Source organism: Pseudomonas sp. Ps21-P2 (assembly GCF_039672565.1).
Lineage (GTDB): Bacteria > Pseudomonadota > Gammaproteobacteria > Pseudomonadales > Pseudomonadaceae > Aquipseudomonas.
The window spans coordinates 196,903-214,242 of sequence record NZ_JBDFPL010000004.1 but is presented as its reverse complement, the minus strand read 5'-3'; the positions used below and the strand labels follow the sequence as shown (position 1 = coordinate 214,242).

Annotated in this window: 18 protein-coding genes and 1 tRNA gene; 3 read left to right on the top strand and 16 right to left on the bottom strand. The window is 58.2% G+C overall.

Annotation, left to right across the window (positions count from 1 at the left end):
• Positions 1 to 75: 75 nt before the first annotated feature.
• The 10 genes from iscX to trmJ all read right to left on the bottom strand — a co-directional run bounded on the left by iscX (position 76) and on the right by trmJ (position 7,398).
• Positions 76 to 276: a Fe-S cluster assembly protein IscX gene (gene iscX, locus ABEH28_RS12055; RefSeq protein WP_074886338.1), complete on the bottom strand. Its 201-nt coding sequence runs from the start codon at positions 274 to 276 to the stop codon at positions 76 to 78.
• A 13-nt stretch (positions 277 to 289) separates the two neighbouring features.
• Positions 290 to 631: an ISC system 2Fe-2S type ferredoxin gene (fdx, locus tag ABEH28_RS12050; RefSeq protein WP_192170739.1), complete on the bottom strand. Its 342-nt coding sequence runs from the start codon at positions 629 to 631 to the stop codon at positions 290 to 292.
• A gap of 3 nt (positions 632 to 634) precedes the next feature.
• The gene (hscA, locus tag ABEH28_RS12045; protein ID WP_192170738.1) at positions 635 to 2,497 is read right to left on the bottom strand and encodes a Fe-S protein assembly chaperone HscA; all 1,863 of its coding nucleotides are present in this window, start codon (positions 2,495 to 2,497) and stop codon (positions 635 to 637) included.
• Between the two features lie 48 nt (positions 2,498 to 2,545).
• On the bottom strand, positions 2,546 to 3,064 hold the full coding sequence (hscB, locus tag ABEH28_RS12040) for a co-chaperone HscB (protein WP_192171047.1): 519 nt from the start codon (positions 3,062 to 3,064) through the stop codon (positions 2,546 to 2,548).
• An 8-nt stretch (positions 3,065 to 3,072) separates the two neighbouring features.
• Positions 3,073 to 3,396: an iron-sulfur cluster assembly protein IscA gene (gene iscA / locus ABEH28_RS12035; protein ID WP_065990022.1), complete on the bottom strand. Its 324-nt coding sequence runs from the start codon at positions 3,394 to 3,396 to the stop codon at positions 3,073 to 3,075.
• A 51-nt stretch (positions 3,397 to 3,447) separates the two neighbouring features.
• Entirely contained in the window at positions 3,448 to 3,834 is a 387-nt protein-coding gene (iscU, locus tag ABEH28_RS12030) for a Fe-S cluster assembly scaffold IscU (protein ID WP_062383507.1), read from the bottom strand.
• A gap of 89 nt (positions 3,835 to 3,923) precedes the next feature.
• A complete protein-coding gene (locus ABEH28_RS12025) occupies positions 3,924 to 5,138 on the bottom strand; it encodes an IscS subfamily cysteine desulfurase (protein ID WP_346630035.1) in 1,215 nt (404 codons plus the stop codon).
• A 44-nt stretch (positions 5,139 to 5,182) separates the two neighbouring features.
• Positions 5,183 to 5,674, bottom strand: coding sequence for a Fe-S cluster assembly transcriptional regulator IscR (iscR, locus tag ABEH28_RS12020; protein WP_172610826.1), 492 nt, complete (start codon positions 5,672 to 5,674; stop codon positions 5,183 to 5,185).
• 168 nt (positions 5,675 to 5,842) lie between these two features.
• Entirely contained in the window at positions 5,843 to 6,625 is a 783-nt protein-coding gene (cysE, locus tag ABEH28_RS12015) for a serine O-acetyltransferase (RefSeq protein WP_346630034.1), read from the bottom strand.
• A complete protein-coding gene (gene trmJ / locus ABEH28_RS12010; protein ID WP_074886355.1) occupies positions 6,625 to 7,398 on the bottom strand; it encodes a tRNA (cytosine(32)/uridine(32)-2'-O)-methyltransferase TrmJ in 774 nt (257 codons plus the stop codon). The genes cysE and trmJ overlap by 1 nt, the downstream gene beginning before the upstream one ends.
• Positions 7,399 to 7,633: 235 nt before the next feature.
• On the opposite strand from trmJ, the gene suhB reads away from it, so the two are divergent.
• Positions 7,634 to 8,449 (top strand): inositol-phosphate phosphatase, encoded by an 816-nt coding sequence (gene suhB / locus ABEH28_RS12005; protein WP_074886357.1) that lies wholly within the window; start codon positions 7,634 to 7,636, stop codon positions 8,447 to 8,449.
• A gap of 116 nt (positions 8,450 to 8,565) precedes the next feature.
• Here the strand turns inward: suhB and ABEH28_RS12000 are convergent, their stop codons facing one another.
• The 6 genes from ABEH28_RS12000 to queA form a co-directional block, all read right to left on the bottom strand.
• A complete protein-coding gene (locus ABEH28_RS12000; RefSeq protein WP_133776208.1) occupies positions 8,566 to 9,111 on the bottom strand; it encodes a glycine zipper 2TM domain-containing protein in 546 nt (181 codons plus the stop codon).
• A 118-nt stretch (positions 9,112 to 9,229) separates the two neighbouring features.
• Positions 9,230 to 10,141 carry a protein translocase subunit SecF gene (secF, locus tag ABEH28_RS11995; RefSeq protein WP_346630033.1) on the bottom strand — a complete coding sequence of 304 codons (912 nt, stop codon included), beginning with the start codon at positions 10,139 to 10,141 and terminating at the stop codon, positions 9,230 to 9,232.
• 9 nt (positions 10,142 to 10,150) lie between these two features.
• Entirely contained in the window at positions 10,151 to 12,019 is a 1,869-nt protein-coding gene (secD, locus tag ABEH28_RS11990; protein WP_346630032.1) for a protein translocase subunit SecD, read from the bottom strand.
• 62 nt (positions 12,020 to 12,081) lie between these two features.
• A complete protein-coding gene (yajC, locus tag ABEH28_RS11985; protein WP_037012510.1) occupies positions 12,082 to 12,420 on the bottom strand; it encodes a preprotein translocase subunit YajC in 339 nt (112 codons plus the stop codon).
• Between the two features lie 53 nt (positions 12,421 to 12,473).
• Entirely contained in the window at positions 12,474 to 13,589 is a 1,116-nt protein-coding gene (tgt, locus tag ABEH28_RS11980; protein WP_346630228.1) for a tRNA guanosine(34) transglycosylase Tgt, read from the bottom strand.
• Positions 13,590 to 13,603: 14 nt separating this feature from the next.
• Positions 13,604 to 14,683, bottom strand: a complete 1,080-nt coding sequence (queA, locus tag ABEH28_RS11975; RefSeq protein WP_346630031.1) for a tRNA preQ1(34) S-adenosylmethionine ribosyltransferase-isomerase QueA — start codon at positions 14,681 to 14,683, stop codon at positions 13,604 to 13,606.
• Between the two features lie 108 nt (positions 14,684 to 14,791).
• On the opposite strand from queA, the gene ABEH28_RS11970 reads away from it, so the two are divergent.
• Positions 14,792 to 14,876, top strand: a tRNA-Leu gene (locus tag ABEH28_RS11970).
• 97 nt (positions 14,877 to 14,973) lie between these two features.
• Positions 14,974 to 16,722: a hypothetical protein gene (locus ABEH28_RS11965; protein ID WP_346630030.1), complete on the top strand. Its 1,749-nt coding sequence runs from the start codon at positions 14,974 to 14,976 to the stop codon at positions 16,720 to 16,722.
• Positions 16,723 to 17,340 lie beyond the last annotated feature (618 nt).

The following is a 17,340-nucleotide window of genomic DNA, read 5'->3' as shown; positions in this document are numbered from 1 at the left end:
GCAGTGATTATTGCGAAAAATTAAACCCGCGAATTATACGCGGGTTTGATGTTATTGCCTAACGTGCAAATCTGATCAGTCGATTTCGTCGGCCCAGAGCGTCTGGACCGCCTCGAGCACTTTTTCGCCGACGCGGCCAGAGGTGTCGTCGAAATCCGGCAGTTGCTTGATCATCAGTTGCAGCTTGGTAAACCCTACTGAATAAGGGTCAACGCCGGGATGAGCCTCGGCGAGTTCTTCAGCGATGCGTTGTACGTCATTCCAACCGTAACTCATGACAGCTTCTCGATCAGTGCGGCGCTTCGGCAGCGTGGTTAAGCGAATATTTCGGGATCTCGACAGTCAGGTCTTCCGTACCGACCTTAGCCTGGCAGGCCAGGCGAGACTGCGCTTCCAGACCCCACGCACGATCAAGATAGTCCTCTTCCAGCTCGTCCGCTTCCTCGAGGGAGTTGAACCCCACACGAATGATGCAGTGACAGGTGGTGCAGGCGCAGACGCCGCCGCATGCGCTTTCGATCTCGATGTGGTGATCGTGGGCGAGTTCCAGAATCGACTTGCCGACTTCAGCCTCGACAACCATCCCGTCCGGGCAATGCTCGGCGTGTGGCAGAAATGTAACCTGCGGCATCAGTTATTCCTCAATCTCATTCAGGTTGCGCCCTGACAGCGCGGCTTTCACCGTCGAGTCAAGGCGGCGGGCGGCGAACGCATCGGTCACCTGCGACAAACGCTTGGTCTGCTGCTCGATGGCCGGGCCGTCATTGCCCTTCATCAATTCACGAAGTTCTTCCATCTGCAGGTCGATGACCATGCGCTCTTCGGCATCGAGCAAGCGCTCGCCATCAGCCTGCAACGCGCCTTCGACCGCCTCGAGCAAACGCTGAGCGTCGACCTGCTGTTCACGCAGCGCGCGAGCCACCATGTCATCACTGGCGTACTGGAACGAATCCTTGAGCATGCGGGTGATTTCGCCATCAGTCAGGCCATACGAAGGCTTGACCTGAATGCTCGATTCCACGCCCGAGGCCAGCTCGCGGGCGGACACACTGAGCAAGCCGTCGGCGTCGACCTGGAAGGTGACGCGGATTTTCGCAGCGCCGGCGACCATCGCGGGAATGCCACGCAGGTCGAAGCGTGCCAGAGAACGGCAGTCGCTGATCAGTTCACGCTCGCCTTGCAGCACGTGGATCATCATGGCCGACTGGCCGTCTTTGTAAGTGGTGAATTCCTGGGCGCGGGCCACCGGGATCGTGGTGTTGCGCGGAATGACCTTCTCCATCAGGCCGCCCATGGTCTCCAGCCCCAGGGACAACGGGATCACGTCGAGCAGCAGCAACTCGCCGCCATCACGCTTGTTGCCTGCCAGCGTATCGGCCTGGATTGCAGCGCCGATGGCGACTACCTGATCCGGGTCGATCTCGGTCAACGGCTGACGGCCGAACAGCTCGGCAACGGCTTCGCGAACACGCGGGACACGGGTGGAACCGCCCACCATGACCACGGCTTCGACTTCATCCAGCTCGATGCCGCAATCGCGAACGGCACGACGGCACGCTTTGAGACTGCGGGCGATCATCGGCTCGATAAGGGCATCGAATGCGGCGCGGGTGAGTAGGCCCTGCCAGTCGCCATGGACGACTTCAACCGAATCGGCGTCAGTCAGGGATTCTTTCGCCGCGCACGCCGTCTGCATCAAACGGCGCTGGGCAGCCGGATCGAGGTCATCGGACAGACCGGCTTCAGCAATGATCCAGGTCGCGATGGCGTGGTCGAAATCATCACCGCCCAGCGCGCTGTCGCCGCCAGTGGCCATGACTTCAAACACGCCGCCGGTCAGGCGCAGGATCGAGATGTCGAATGTGCCGCCGCCCAGATCGTAAATGGCGACCACGCCTTCGGCGTTCTGATCCAGGCCATACGCCACGGCAGCTGCAGTGGGTTCGTTGAGCAGGCGCAGGACGGTCAGACCCGCCAGCTTCGCGGCGTCTTTGGTGGCCTGACGCTGAGCGTCATCGAAATAGGCAGGAACGGTGATGACCGCGCCGACCAGCTCGCCACCCAGTGTTTCTTCAGCGCGCTGACGCAGCACCTTGAGGATGTCAGCCGACACTTCAACCGGGCTCTTCGGGCCCTGCACCGTCTCAATGAACGGCATATGCGACTCGCCACCGGTGAAACGGTAGGGCAACTGCCCACCCAAATGCTTCACATCGGAGATCCCGCGACCCATGAGGCGCTTGACGGAAATGATGGTGTTCAGCGGATCGGTCGCCGCAGCGTCCTTGGCCGACTGGCCCACTTCGACGCGCTCGGCGTGATAGCGAACGGCAGACGGCAGGATGACCTGACCGTTTGCGTCGGGAAGCGGCTCACTGATGCCGCTGCGCAGGGCAGCCACCAGCGAATTGGTGGTGCCGAGGTCAATCCCGACAGCCAGGCGACGCTGATGAGGTTTTGGAGCTTGGCCGGGTTCGGCGATCTGCAGTAGAGCCATTGCTTTTCTGATATCACTGGCGTGCCGCCCCAGAAGGACGGCGCGGGGTTAATCGTCGAGGCGCTCTTCGAGCTGGCGCACTTCGTAGGAGAGCTTGTCGAGGAACTGCATGCGACGCATCAGCCTTTCGGCCTGGTCTCGCTGTGCAGCATCGTCCCAACAAGCCGCGAAGCTTTCGTTCAGTTCTTCCTGGGCAGCCTTAAGCCGGCGCTTGAATACCGCGACACCCGCCAGATCCGCGTCGTCCTGAAGATCTTCGAGCTCTTCGCGCCACTGCATCTGCTGCATCAGAAACTCGGGATCCTGGACGGTGACTTCCAGCGGAACTTCGCCCTTCAGCGCGAGCAGGTAGCGCGCCCTTTTGGGCGCATTCTTCAGCGTTTGGTAGGCGTCGTTCAGACTGGCAGAGCGCTCCAGCGCAACCCGTTGCTCAGCCTCGGGGGCGTCGGCAAAACGGTCGGGGTGCACGCTCCGGGCAAGCTCACGGTAACGCGTCGCCAGCAGGTCGAGATCCAGATTGAAGCCCGGCTGCAGGTCGAATAAAGCAAAGTGACAAGGAGTACCCACAATAAGCCTCAGACGTTGAAGCTTTCGCCGCAGCCACATTCACCGCGCGAGTTGGGATTGTTGAACTTGAAGCCTTCGTTCAACCCTTCCTTGACGAAATCGAGCTCGGTGCCGTCAAGATAGACCAGGCTCTTGGGATCGATGATCACCTTGACGCCGTGGTACTCGAACACCGTGTCTTCGCTTTCCGGCTCATCGACGAACTCGAGCACGTAGGCAAGGCCTGAACAACCGGTCGTGCGAACGCCCAGACGAATGCCGTCACCCTTGCCGCGCCCATCGAGGGAGCGGCGTACATGGTTGGCGGCCGCTTCGGTCATGCTGATAGCCATCGGAACTCCTTACCTCACGCAAGTTACTTAACGCAGCGGAACAGACTCTGCTTAAAGCAGGCCTTTCTTCTGCTTGTAGTCGCGAACGGCCGCCTTGATGGCGTCTTCAGCGAGCACGGAGCAGTGGATTTTCACCGGCGGCAGAGCCAGTTCTTCAGCCAGCTGAGTGTTCTTGATGGTCTCTGCTTCATCCAGAGTCTTGCCCTTCATCCACTCGGTGGCCAGGGAGCTCGACGCGATGGCAGAGCCGCAGCCGTAGGTCTTGAACTTGGCGTCTTCGATGATGCCTTGCTCGTTGACCTTGATCTGCAGACGCATGACGTCGCCGCATGCCGGCGCGCCGACCATGCCGGTGCCGACATCAGGGTCTTCCGCATTCATCTTGCCGACGTTGCGGGGATTTTCGTAGTGGTCGATGACCTTTTCGCTGTAAGCCATGGTGCAATCCTCATCAGATACAACACGTCGCTCTCACGACACTTGGAAAACCCGGTTTTCAAAGTGCCGCATGAAATGGCGACTTTGAATTAGTGCGCCGCCCACTCGATTTTGGAGATGTCGACGCCGTCTTTGAACATGTCCCACAGCGGCGACAAGGCGCGCAGCTTGGTGACAGCCTCGCAGACTTTCTGCGCGGCGTAGTCGATCTCTTCTTCAGTGGTGAAGCGACCAAAAGTGAAACGGATCGAGCTGTGTGCCAGCTCATCGTTACGACCCAGGGCGCGCAGCACGTAGGAAGGTTCGAGCGAAGCCGAGGTGCATGCGGAGCCGGACGATACCGCCAGATCCTTGAGCGCCATGATCAGCGACTCGCCTTCCACATAGTTGAAGCTCAGGTTGAGATTGTGCGGCACACGGGCAGTCATGCTGCCGTTGACGTACAACTCTTCCAGATGAGCAACCTGCTGATAGAAGCGATCGCTCAAGGCTTTGATGCGAACGTTCTCGGCGGCCATGTCTTCCTTGGCAACGCGGAACGCTTCGCCCATGCCGACGATCTGGTGGGTCGCCAGCGTACCGGAACGCATGCCACGCTCGTGACCGCCACCGTGCATTTCGGCTTCGATGCGGACACGTGGCTTGCGGCTGACCCACAGTGCGCCAATGCCTTTAGGACCGTAGGTCTTGTGGGCCGAGAACGACATCAGATCAACTTTGAGGTTGGCGAGGTCGATTTCAACCTTGCCGGTGGCCTGCGCTGCGTCGACGTGAAAGAGAACACCGCGGGAACGGGTCATCTCGCCAATCGCTGCGATGTCGTTGACCGTACCGATCTCGTTGTTGACGTGCATGATCGAGACCAGAACGGTGTCGTCGCGCAGGACAGCTTCGATCATAGCCGGAGTGATCAGGCCATCTTCGGTCGGCTCGAGGTAGGTGACTTCAAAGCCTTCACGCTCAAGCTGACGCATGGTGTCGAGCACGGCTTTGTGTTCGATTTTGCTGGTGATCAAGTGCTTGCCTTTGGAGGCATAGAAATGCGCAGCACCCTTGATCGCGAGGTTGTTGGACTCGGTGGCACCGGAAGTCCAGACGATTTCGCGCGGGTCGGCGTTGACCAGATCGGCGACCTGACGACGCGCGCTCTCTACCGCCTCTTCAGCCTTCCAGCCAAAGACGTGGGAGCGCGACGCCGGGTTACCGAAGTTGCCATCCACCAGCAAGCAGTCGCTCATTTTCTGCGCAACACGCGGATCGACCGGGGTGGTTGCGGAATAATCGAGGTAAATCGGCAATCTCATTGAATATCTCCTATCGGGCAGGCGCGCCGCGCGTTCATCTGCGTTCACTCAACGGCGGATGTTTCAATCTTGTCCAGTGGCTGCGTCTTGCTACCGCAACGGCGCAGATCCTGACGTTGGGCGACTTCTTGCACTTCACGGCGAGTGACGAGGTCGGCCAGGCTGATACCGCTTAGAAATTCGTGAATCTGCTGACTGAGGTCGCACCACAAGTGGTGGGTCAGACAGGTGTCGCCAGCATGGCAATCACCGAGCCCCTGGCAGCGCGTCGCGTCAACCGATTCGTTGACCGCGTCGATCACCTGCGCCACCTGAATGCCCTGCATGTCGCGGGACAACTGATAACCGCCGCCGGGACCGCGTACGCTGGAAACAAGGTTGCCGCGGCGCAGCTTGGCGAACAGTTGCTCGAGGTAGGAAAGGGAAATCCCTTGCCGCTCGGAGATATCGGCCAGGGACACTGGCCCATGCTGCGCATGCAATGCCAGATCGAGCATGGCAGTGACAGCGTATCGGCCTTTTGTAGTCAGTCGCATGGCGTGTACCGCGGAGGTTCGGAATGAGGGCGAGTATGCTATTCCCGAGTATTTAAGTCAACTATAAGACCTAGTGGAACAGTCGGGATTACCCGCAAAATCGCGGCCGCATCATAGCAAAACGCGGCGGGGATTGGCACATGTGCCGTCTGCAGCCGCGCCGCTGCTTCATTTCGGAGGCGCGTCAGCCTGGCAAGGCTCTTTCATGCAGTCGAAGACTTCCTGACGCAACTCCGGAAATTCCTTCTCGCGATATTCGCCGCCCAGGCTCTTCAATGCCTTGCCCATGTCTTCCACACGAACGTCCATCGCTTGCAGGTGATCGAGCAACTGCCCGATCGCGCGCGCCACTGGATCAGGCATATCCTCGCTGACGCCATAAGCGTCGAAGCCGAGCTTTTCGGCGATCGCCTTGCGCTTGGCTTCGGCCTCGTCGTCAGACTTGACGATGATTCGTCCGGGAATGCCCACCACAGTCGCACCCGCCGGCACGGGCTTGGTCACCACCGCGTTGGAACCGACCTTCGCCCCGGCACCCACTGTGAATGGCCCGAGTACCTTCGCACCCGCGCCCACCACAACACCGGACTCCAGAGTCGGATGGCGTTTACCCTTGTTCCAACTTGTGCCGCCCAGCGTCACGCCTTGGTAAAGGGTCACGTCATCGCCGATCTCGGCGGTCTCGCCGATGACGATGCCCATACCGTGATCGATGAAAAAACGCCGGCCGACTTTAGCGCCGGGATGGATTTCAATGCCGGTCAGCCAGCGACCGAAGTTGGAAACCATGCGCGCTGGCCACTTCAGATCGTTGCGCCACAGCCAGCCGGACAGCCGATGCAGCCAGATCGCGTGCATGCCGGGATAGCAGGTGAGCACTTCAAAGGCATTTCGTGCCGCCGGGTCACGATGAAACACGCTTTGGATGTCTTCCCGCAGACGCTCGAACATCACTGATCCTTCCGCTTATAGGGTTCGCCGTTGGCCGCTTTCTGGGTCTCGGTGAGGATGCCGCGCAAGATGCTCATCTCGGATCGATTGACCGCAGAGCGCCCGTACAGACGACGCAGCCGGGCCATCAGATGGCGCGGCTTCTCGGGATCAAGGAAGCCGATGGTGACCAGCGTGGACTGAAGATGCTCATAGAATTTCTCCATCTCATCCATGGTCGCCAGCTCGGTACTGCGCACCGAGTTGACCTCGAACTTCTCCACCTTGCTTGCCTGCCCGTCAGCCGCGAGCCAGGCCATGCGGGTTTCGTAACTCAACACCTGCACGGCGGCAGCCAGATTCAACGAACTGAATTCCGGGTCCGAAGGAATGTGCACGTGGTAATGGCAGCGCTGCAGCTCTTCATTGGTGAGGCCGGCGTATTCACGGCCGAACACCAGTGCGATCTCTTCGCCCAGCGCGGCGTGCTCCACGGTCTTGACGCCCGCTTCGCGAGGGTCGAGCAGCGGCCAGGGAATGCGGCGATCTCGGGCGCTGGTGCCCAATACCAGGTTGCAGCCTGCCAACGCATCTTCCAGCGTCGCCACGACCTGCGCGCCTTCCAGGATGTCGCCCGCGCCAGACGCCCTTGCATCGGCTTCATGGTGGGGAAACATGGCGGGATCAACCAGCACCAGACGGGAAAGGCCCATGTTTTTCATGGCACGCGCGGCGCCACCGATATTTCCGGGATGACTGGTACCGACCAGGACGACACGAATATTTTGCAGCACTGGTGAAGTCTCGCTAGCAGGTGAAAAGGGGGACGAATGTTACAGAAGCGCTTCCATCGGCGCCACGAACCTTGCGCCTCACGCACGGGATGCGCCACTAAAAGGTGACAGGGCACCGCTGACCTGCGCACGCCAAGCCGACCGGACGCGCGGCAAAGTCTGCACTCGCGCTGGAAATCATCCAAGAGAACCAATAGAATGGCCGGCTCTCTTTAACGACCTAGGTGATCCATCCATGCAGCCCATGCTGAATATCGCGCTGCGCGCCGCCCGCAGCGCCAGCGAATTGATTTTCCGCTCCATCGAGCGCCTGGATACCATCAAGGTCGACGAAAAAGACGCGAAAGATTACGTAACCGAAATCGATCGCGCCGCCGAGCAGAGCATCATCACTGCATTGCGCAAGGCGTATCCAACCCACGGCATCCTTGGCGAAGAAAGCGGCCTGCATGAAGGCAGCGGCGAAGGCACCGACTACCTCTGGATCATCGATCCGCTCGACGGCACCACCAACTTCGTGCGTGGCGTTCCTCACTTTGCTGTCAGCATCGCGTGCAAATACCGCGGCCGCCTTGAACACGCTGTTGTTCTGGATCCGGTCCGCCAGGAAGAGTTCACCGCAAGCCGCGGTCGTGGCGCTGCCCTGAACGGCCGTCGCCTGCGTGTCAGCCCGCGCAAGAGCCTTGAAGGCGCACTGCTCGGCACTGGCTTCCCGTTCCGCGAGAACCAGCTCGATAACCTCGACAACTACATGAACATGTTCCGTTCGCTGGTGGGCCAGACTGCCGGTATCCGTCGCGCCGGCGCTGCGAGCCTCGATCTGGCCTACGTGGCTGCAGGCCGTTTCGATGCGTTCTGGGAATCGGGTCTGTCGGAGTGGGACATGGCCGCAGGCGCCCTGCTCATTCAGGAAGCAGGCGGTCTGGTCAGCGATTTCAACGGCGGTCACGACTTCCTTGAAAAAGGCCACATCGTTGCCGGCAACACCAAATGCTTCAAAGCGGTCCTCACCTCGATCGCTCCGTTCGTGCCGGCTTCGCTGAAGCGCTAAGCCGAGCACGCTGTACAAAAACCGGCCATGTGCCGGTTTTTTTGTGCCCGAACGCCTGTGCTCTGGGCAACAAAAAAGCACCCGAAGGTGCTTTTTTTGATTAGCTCTACAGGCTATTACTGGCCCGCTTGACTCAGCTCCAGCTGACCGTCCTTGTTGACGGGGATCTGGCTACCTGGATCACGGTCCATACGAACCTGCCCAACTTTGTCGTTAAGCTTGTACTTCACGTTGTAGCCAACCACCTTGTCGCTGATGTCGTTGACGGTGTTGCAGCGCGACTCGGTCGTTGTGTAGGTATCGCGGTTCTGCATGCCTTCCTGAACCTTGTTACCGGCGTAACCACCACCGACCGCACCGGCGACCGTGGCGATCTTCTTGCCAGTACCGCCACCCACCTGGTTGCCAAGCAGGCCACCCGCTACGGCACCGATGACACTCCCCACGATCTGATGCTCGTCCTTCACCGGCGCGCGGTGAGTGACGGCAACGTCCTTGCAGACTTGGCGCGGGGTTTTGATTTGTTCTTTCACAGGCTCGACGGCAAGTACGTCTGCGTACTCTGGGCCGCTTTGTTTTACGAGGCTATAGGTGGCCAAAGCACCACCGGCGGTTACACCGACAGCACCCAATACTGCACCAATAAGCAACGACTTGTTCACGTGAACCTCCTGACGATATTCAGCGCGATTGCTCGCGCTACTCCCAGCCTTGGAGCATAAAAAAAGGCGCGAGTTCACACTCGCGCCTTTTTAAGTGATGGCCGGTTACCAGTATCGGTTACGGACGGTCGTCCACCTTGTCGACGGTGACCGGTGGCAACAAGTCTTCGCTGCGCAGGTTCAGCCAGATCAGCACCACGTTGGCGATGTAGATAGACGAGTAAGTACCCGCCAGAACACCAATGAACAGCGCCACCGAAAACCCGTGCAGGCTATCGCCGCCGAAGATCCACAGCGCGACGATCGCCAGCAAGGTGGAGATCGAGGTGGCCATGGTCCGCAGCAACGTCTGCGTGGTGGAGATGTTGATGTTCTCGATCAGCGAAGCCTTGCGCAGCAGACGGAAGTTCTCGCGAACCCGGTCGAATACCACGATGGTGTCGTTGAGCGAGTAACCGATGATCGCCAGCACTGCAGCCAGTACAGTCAGATCGAAGGTCACCTGGAAGAACGACAGGATACCCATCGTCACCACCACGTCGTGAATCAGCGAGACGATGGCACCCACTGCGAACTTCCACTGGAAGCGGAAGGCGAGGTAAATGAGAACGCCGCCCAGCGCCAGCAGCATGCCGAGGCCGCCCTGGTCGCGAAGCTCTTCACCCACTTGCGGACCGACGAACTCGACGCGCTTGACGGTCACCGGATTATCGGCGCCTGTCTTGCGCAGCGCTTCGGCAACCTGAGTGCCCAGCTGCGGATCTTCACCCGGCATACGAACAAGCAGATCGGTGGTCGCACCGAAGCTTTGCACGACGGCTTCGGTGTAACCCGACGCAACCAGCTCTTCGCGCACTTTGTGCAGATCGGCCGGACGCTCGTAGGTCAGCTCGATCAGCGTGCCGCCAGTGAAATCCAGACCGAAGTTCAGCCCTTTATAGAACCAGCTGAACAACGCCAGAACGGTAAGGAGCATGGTAATGGCGAACGCAATGTTGCGAACGCCCATGAAGTTGATCGTACGTTTCATGGCAGCCCCTTAAATCCACAACTTCTTGAAGTCACGACCGCCAAAGATCAGGTTGACCATTGCGCGGGTCACCATGATGGCTGTGAACATCGAGGTAAAGATCCCGAGGGACATGGTGACCGCAAAACCCTTCACCGGGCCTGTGCCCATCGCGAAGAGAATGCCGCCGACCAGCAGCGTCGTCAGGTTGGCGTCGAGGATCGCGGTATACGCGCGGTCGAAGCCTTCGTTGATCGCACGCTGGACCGTCATGCCGTTGGCGATCTCTTCACGAATCCGCGAGAAGATCAGCACGTTCGCATCGACCGCCATACCCATCGTCAAGACGATACCGGCGATGCCTGGCAGGGTCAGCGTTGCACCCAGCAGCGACATCAGTGCCAGCAGCATGACCATGTTGAAGGCCAGCGCCACCGTCGCGATCAGACCGAAGAAACGGTAGATGGCGAGGATGAACAGCGAGACGAACAGCATGCCCCACAAGGATGCATCAATACCCTTGGTGATGTTGTCGGCACCCAGGCTCGGGCCAATGGTGCGCTCTTCAGCGAAGTACATTGGTGCAGCCAGACCACCGGCACGCAGCAGCAGCGCCAGCTCGGAAGACTCACCCGCGCCGTTCAGGCCGGTGATGCGGAATTGAGCACCCAGCGGCGACTGAATGGTCGCCAGGCTGATGATCTTCTTCTCTTCCTTGAAGGTCTGAACCGGCACGTCTTTTTCGATGCCGTTGACCACTTGCTTGGTGTAGGTGGTGGTCGGCTTCTGCTCAATGAAGATCACCGCCATGCTGCGACCGACGTTCGCGCGGGTGGCGCGGCTCATCAGATCACCACCATGGCCGTCCAGCTTGATGTTCACCTGAGGACGGCCGTGCTCGTCAAAGCCGGCCTTGGCGTCAGTCACCTGGTCACCGGTGATGATCAGACCACGCTCGACCGGCGCCGCAGGACGACCGCCTTCGCGGAACTCGAACATCTCGGTAGTGGCTTTGTTGTCGTCGGGACCTGCGCCCAGACGGAACTCAAGGTTGGCGGTCTTGCCGAGAATACGCTTGGCTTCGGCGGTGTCTTGAACACCTGGCAGCTCAACCACGATGCGGTTGGCGCCCTGACGCTGAACCAGCGGTTCGGCGACGCCCAGCTCGTTGACCCGGTTACGCACGGTGGTCAGGTTTTGCTTGATCGAGTATTCGCGGATTTCAGCGATCTTGGCTGGGGTCATGGCCAGGCGCAGGATCGGCATCTCGCCGCGATCGCTCGTGGTGATATCGAAATCGGTGTAGTCCTTACGGATCAGCGCACGGGCCTGTTCGCGGGTATCAGCATCGCTGAAGCCCAGCTGGATGGCGCCGTTATCTTGCGGAAGGCTGCGATAACGCACTTTTTCCTTGCGCAGCAGGCTCTTCACTTCGCCTTCGTAGACATTCAGACGCGCACTGAGCGCCTTGTCCATGTCGACTTCGAGCAGGAAGTGCACACCACCGGACAGGTCGAGACCCAGCTTCATCGGCGTAGCGCCAATGCTGCGAAGCCATTTCGGCGTGGTCTGAGCCAGGTTGAGCGCAACAACGTAGTCATCGCCCAGCGCCTTGCGTGCGACATCTTTGGCTGGCAGCTGGTCTTCCTGTTTGGTCAGACGCAACAAACCGCCCTTGCCATTCTCGGCCAGAGACGCGCCCTTGACCGCGATGCCAGCATCGGTAAGCGCCTTGCTTACGCGATCCAGATCAGCCTGGTTGACCTGCAGCGCAGTGCTTGCGCCACTGACTTGGATAGCCGGGTCATCAGGGTAGAGATTGGGTGCGGAATAAATAAAACCGATCACCAGCACTGCCAGGATCAGGATGTATTTCCACAGAGGGTATTTGTTCAACATCACGCCGCCTGCTTATAACGCGGGGCGCCTTGCGCGCCCCGTCGATTGGTAAAAGACTGGAATCAGATGGCTTTCAGAGTGCCCTTGGGCAGGGTGGCAGCGATTGCGCCCTTCTGGATCTTCAGCTCTACGGTGTCGGACACTTCGATAACAACGAAGTCATCAGTCACTTTATTGATCTTGCCCGCGATACCGCCGGTAGTGACGACTTCATCACCCTTCTGCAAGTTACCCAGCAAGTTCTTTTGCTCTTTGGCGCGCTTGGCCTGAGGACGCCAGATCATCAGATAGAAGATGACCAGGAAGCCGACTAGGAAAATCCACTCGAAGCCGCCGCCCATAGGGCCTGCAGCAGCAGGGGCAGCCGCATCCGCGAAAGCGGAAGAGATGAAAAAGCTCATTTAACACTCCAGTTGCATATTTTAATAATAGGAAGCGAAAGACCGGATGTCGCTCAGTCCAGTAACGGCGTCACAAGCCCGCGTTTGGCATAGAACGTGTCGACAAAGGCGGCCAATGTACCTTGTTGAATAGCCTCGCGCAAACCAGCCATAAGCAGCTGGTAATGGCGCAAATTGTGGATCGTATTAAGCATGCTACCCAGCATTTCGCCGCACTTGTCCAGGTGATGCAGATAGGCGCGGGAGAAGTTTTTGCAGGTGTAGCAATCGCAGGTCGGATCCAGCGGCGACTCATCGTAACGATGAAACGCATTACGGATTTTCAGCACACCGGTGTCGATGAACAGATGGCCGTTGCGCGCATTGCGCGTAGGCATCACGCAGTCGAACATGTCGACGCCGCGGCGGACACCTTCAACCAAGTCCTCGGGCTTGCCTACACCCATAAGGTAACGAGGTTTGTCAGCCGGCATGCGGCCCGGCAGGTAGTCCAGCACCTTGATCATCTCGTCCTTGGGCTCGCCGACCGACAGGCCGCCAATCGCCAGGCCGTCAAAGTCGAGTTCGTTCAGGCCTTCGAGGGAGCGCATGCGCAGGCTCTCATGCATGCCGCCCTGAACGATGCCGAACAGCGCCGCGGTGTTCTCGCCGTGAGCGATCTTGGAGCGCTTGGCCCAGCGCAGCGACAACTCCATGGAGGTGCGCGCAACCTCTTCGTCCGCAGGATACGGCGTGCATTCGTCAAAGATCATCACGACGTCGGAACCGAGGTCGCGCTGAACCTGCATCGATTCCTCAGGCCCCATGAACACTTTTGCGCCGTCGACCGGAGAGGCGAAGGTCACGCCTTCCTCCTTGATCTTGCGCATCGCGCCCAGGCTGAACACCTGGAAACCGCCGGAATCGGTCAGAATCGGGCCTTTCCACTGCATGAAATCGTGAAGGTCGCCGTGGCCCTTGATGACTTCAGTGCCCGGACGCAGCCACAGGTGGAAGGTGTTGCCGAGGATCATCTGAGCGCCGGTGGCCTCGATGTCCCGAGGCAGCATGCCCTTGACCGTGCCGTACGTGCCGACCGGCATGAACGCAGGCGTTTCGACAACGCCGCGAGGAAAGGTCAAACGACCGCGACGTGCTTTGCCATCAGTGGCCAGCAGCTCGAAAGACATACGACAGGTGCGACTCATGCGTGATCCTCTGGGGCCGAGTCCGTCGGGGTGGATTCCCCGGGAGCGGTCGGCGCGGGATTGCGGGTGATGAACATGGCATCCCCGTAACTGAAGAAGCGGTAACCGTGCTCCACCGCAGCCGCGTAGGCCGCCATGGTTTCGGGATAACCGGCGAATGCCGAGACCAGCATCAACAGCGTCGATTCCGGCAAATGGAAGTTGGTGACCAGCGCGTCGACCACGTGAAAAGGTCGGCCCGGGTAGATAAAGATATCGGTGTCACCGCTGAAGGGCTTGAGCACGCCATCGCGTGCGGCACTTTCCAGCGAACGCACGCTGGTCGTGCCCACGGCGATCACCCGACCGCCGCGTGCGCGACACGCCGCCACGGCGTCGACCACTTCCTGAGTAACTTCAAGCCACTCGTTGTGCATGTGGTGGTCTTCAATGCGCTCGACGCGCACCGGCTGGAAGGTGCCCGCGCCGACGTGCAGCGTCACGAATGCGGTCTCGACGCCCTTCTCGGCAATCGCGTCCATCATGGTCTGATCGAAATGCAGACCTGCCGTCGGTGCCGCCACCGCACCGGCGCGCTGGGCGTACACGGTCTGATAGCGCTCGCGATCGGCATCTTCATCCGGGCGGTCTATATAAGGAGGCAACGGCATGTGCCCGACGCGCTCGAGCAGCGGCAGTACCAGCTCGGCAAAGCGCAGTTCGAACAACGCATCATGGCGCGCGACCATTTCGGCCTCGCCACCCCCATCGATGAGGATCGTCGAGCCCGGCTTGGGCGACTTGCTGGAGCGCACATGGGCCAGCACACGGTGCTGATCAAGAACGCGCTCGACCAAAATTTCCAGCTTGCCGCCCGAGGCTTTCTGCCCGAACAGCCGCGCCGGAATCACCCGGGTATTGTTGAAGACCATCAGATCGCCAGGGCGCAAATGCTCCAGCAAATCAGTGAATTGGCGGTGTGCCAGCGCGCCGCTTGGCCCGTCGAGGGTCAGCAAACGGCTGCTGCGTCGCTCCGCCAAAGGATGGCGAGCGATCAATGAATCCGGGAGCTCGAAGGTAAAGTCAGCGACACGCATGATGGGGTTCGTCTAGCAGGGCCGGGAAGTTTAGCCGAATAAGTGAAAATTGACCATGAAACATGATTGACCAACGGTAGGCTCATCTCTATACTTCGCCGCCATTGAGCCCTGATGGCGGAATTGGTAGACGCGGCGGATTCAAAATCCGTTTTCGAAAGAAGTGGGAGTTCGATTCTCCCTCGGGGCACCAGCTCAATAAGGAAAGGCCTTGATTATCAAGGCCTTTTTTTTCGTTTGGCGTAAATCTGGCGTAACCCTGACTTATAACCAGCACTGCGAGCCGTGACATGGATGATGTGGAAGTGGTCGAGTGGTCTTTGGATGGTGTCTTGGCCGACATGGCCAGCATCCATGCTTCAATGAAAGATAGGCAATTCGCTTTCATCCTTGGTGCAGGAGCTTCAGTTTCATCTGGAATCCCTACCGGCCAAACACTCGCGGCGAAATGGTTGAAAGATCTTCATCTTCGAGAGTGCTTGGACGACCGTTCCTTGGACCAATGGGCCGGGGAGTGTGGCGTCGCAGATGGCGTGTTGACGCTGGATAATGCGGCTGAATTTTATCCTCAGATTTTCGAACGTAGGTTCGAGGGTGACCGAGAGGCAGGATATGCCGAACTCGAAGTGGCCATGGAGGGTAAGTTACCTAGCTTAGGCTACTCTCTTCTTGCCGAGATCATCCAGCATACTCGGCACAAAGTAGTCGTAACTACGAACTTTGATAATTTGGTAGCGGATGCTCTTGCTATGCATGCGCATCAATCACCTTTAGTAGTTGCGCATGAATCACTTGCAGGATTTGTACGTCCCCAGATGCGACGCCCCTTGGTAGCCAAGATCCATCGAGACCTTTATTTACATCCAATCAACGACACTCTCGGTGTTTCCACGATGGAACATGGATGGAAAATAGCCCTTAAGAGACTATTCCAGTATTTCACGCCTGTTGTCGTCGGCTATGGCGGCAACGACGGTAGTCTCATGGACATGCTAATGGGGTTACAACCGGGCGACATTGCCGGTCGAATGATTTGGTGCTACCGAGGAAATACCCGCCCGCCACAGAAAGCTCTTGATGTTCTGTCAAAACATAACGGGATACTCGTTCGAGTACCCGGCTTCGATCAGTTTATGCTCCAACTTGCCGCAAACCTTGTAAACGATTTCGATGTGGCTGCTATAGCCGAGCGCACGGCTGAACTGGGAAGGGCACGGGCCAGCCGCTATCGCGAGCAGGCGAGCAGTCTACGTGCCATTTCCGTGGTCGGAACGGTTGCAGAAAAGAAAGCTGGCGAAGTACTTACTGAATCAGTCAGATCCGGCCAAAGCTGGTGGTCATGGCAGCTGATGGCAGAGAATGAGCCAGACTTTGCTAAGCGGGATAAGATCTTTAAAGAAGGCATGTTGGCATTTCCGGACAGTGTAGACTTGGCAGGCACCTACGCAACATTCTTAGAAGTTCACGCCCAGGAATATGCCGCAGCTGACACGGCTTTTAGACATGCTTTAACGCTAGACCCCAGAAACTCTCTATATCTGGGCAGGTACGCAAGTTTCTTGGAGGACCATCATCAAGATTTCGACCGTGCTCAAGAACTTTACATAAAAGCCGCGGAGCCCGATACAGCACACAGTAATTCTTTAGCCATGTACGCAATGTTCCTTGCAAAATACCGTCACAATAACAGCGAGGCGGACGCGCTTTTTAACCGCGCTTTGAAAAACGATACCAGCAATAGCTGGGTGCGAGCACGCTATGCTCAATTTCTGGACGTACACCTGAACGATAAGAACGCAGCCGAGGCTATGTTTGAAGAAGCTTACGCATTGAATCCCCAAAGCGACTGGCTGAATGTAGTCTTCGCCAAGTTCCTTTTACGGAAGGGAGTTGATAGTGAACGGCCTAAGTTCCTTTTTGCTAGGGCTTTAGAGATCTCACCTCAAGACACTTGGGTGCAGGACGCATATTTAGAATTTATCGGTGCCCCACCCAGACTAGCGCAAGAGTTGGATTCGGACGCGGCAGGCGGGATTTAGCTTTGAGGGCAACGGTTTCGGATGCTTTCTGGCCTGAGCCTTCAAATTCTTTGAGCGTGTGCGCGCGAGCGGAAGCCACGCAATGGCGGTTTGGAGTAGGTCTGCATGCAGGCAGGTGGCAAGCGCCGATCGCCGCCCCTCCCCTTACCCATTTAAATGTTGACCCAAGGGAAACCAGTATTTTAGGTAAGTTTTGGCTTGAATATTGTGCAGCCCTTATGAATGAAGGGGTGCAGCGTGGTATGTGGGGTAAGTTTCATTGTCGGAAATGGTAATGAACTAACCTTTAGAAACGGTGAGAAACATGAAGAAAAAAATCCTTAACAAACAGCAAGTTAGAAAATTATTACTTTCTGTGTTACCCAAAAAAGCCAGTGCTGGGTAAGCGCCACAGACCACACCGCTTGCGGGTTACAGGCGATTTATATTTACCACATACCTAAATTACCTGTTTCCCGTGGGAGAGCTGAAAATTGCACCGCCCAATACGGTCTGCGGGCTCCGCAATCCATTACCCCCGTGCAGGGTTTTGCAGGGTTTATAACGGTCTGTGAGCAACTGACGAAGCCCGGCGCGCGCTGCATTGCTCCACTTGCATGAGTGCAGAATTAACGACCA